The organism is Microbacterium sp. NPDC077184 (assembly GCF_040687055.1).
In the GTDB taxonomy this organism is placed as follows: domain Bacteria; phylum Actinomycetota; class Actinomycetes; order Actinomycetales; family Microbacteriaceae; genus Microbacterium.
The window spans coordinates 1-1,324 of record NZ_JBFBMM010000016.1 but is presented as its reverse complement, the minus strand read 5'-3'; the positions used below and the strand labels follow the sequence as shown (position 1 = coordinate 1,324).

Genomic DNA, 1,324 nt, shown 5'->3' with positions numbered 1-1,324 from the left:
ATCGCCACCTCCTCTTCGGTGGTGTCGAGGAGTTTCATGGAGTGCTCGCTGAAGTATCGGCGGTCGGCGCCGTCCCATTCGTCGTGTTGCTCGATGAGGACGTGTCCGGCCAGGCGCAGCAGTGCGGCCGGGTTCGGGAAGGTGCCGACGACGTCGGTGCGGCGCTTGATCTCCTTGTTCACTCGTTCCAGCGGGTTCGTGGACCAGATCTGACGCCAGTGCTGGAACGGGAATTGGCAGAATGCCAGCAGGTCGTCCTGGGCGTCGTTGAGCATGTCCGCGACCTTCGGGTGTGACCTGCCGAGCATGCGAGAGACCTCGTGGAACTGGGCGAACACGTGCTCGGTGTCGGGTTGCGCGAAGATCGTGCGGATGATCGACGCGACCATCGGCCCGGCGGTTTTCGGGACGTTCGCGAGGACGTTGCGCATGAAGTGAACCCGACACCGCTGCCAGGACGAGCCGTGGAAGACCGTCTCAATCGCGGCGATCAGGCCCGTGTGAGCGTCGGAGATCACCAGCTTCACCCCGCCCAGACCGCGTGCTTTCAACGAGCGCAGGAACGCGGTCCAAAACGGTTGCGATTCGGTGTCTCCGACCTCGAAGCCCAGGACTTCTCGCCGCCCGTCGGCGGCGACGCCGACGGCGACGACCACCGCTTGGGACACCACCCGCCGGCCGACGCGGGCTTTGCAGTAGGTCGCGTCGAGGAACACATACGGGTAGGTGGTGTCCGCGAGCGGCCGGTCCCGGAACGCGGCGACGTCCTCGTCCAGGCCCGCGCAGATCCGTGACACCTCGGACTTGGAAATCCCGGTGTCTGCGCCAAGCGCCTTCACGAGGTCGTCGACTTTCCGGGTGGAAACACCGTGGACGTAGGCCTCCATCACGACCGCGAACAGTGCCTGATCGACCCGACGGCGACGTTCCAACAGGGACGGGAAGAACGACCCCTGCCGCAGCTTCGGGATCCGCAATTCCAGGTCCCCGACCTTCGTGCTCACGGTCTTCGGGCGGGTGCCGTTGCGTTGCGTCACCCGATCGGGGGAACGCTCGAACGGGGCAGCCCTGATGAACGCGGCCGCTTCCGCGTCGATCAGCTCCTGATAGAGCGTCTCGGTCGCGACCCGGACCCGGTCGTTGACATCGGTGAGTTTCAGTTCCCCGAGCAGCTCGAGGAGGGCAGACTGGTCAAGAGCCATCGTGCGTGTGTCTTTCTCTGAGTTCTTTGATCGGTACTCATCTTGACCACGCACGATGGCTCGCCAGCGTCAACGACACCAACGACTCCGCCGAAAACTCCACCACCACCCGGGACGTCACC

1 protein-coding gene is annotated in these 1,324 nt (G+C 64.7%); it reads right to left on the bottom strand.

Going from position 1 to position 1,324, the window contains the following annotated elements; genetic code table 11:
- The coding region (locus AB0O93_RS16155; protein ID WP_363345079.1) for an IS256 family transposase at nt 1–1,202 on the bottom strand (1,202 nt) is incomplete at its 3' end.
- Nucleotides 1,203–1,324 lie beyond the last annotated feature (122 nt).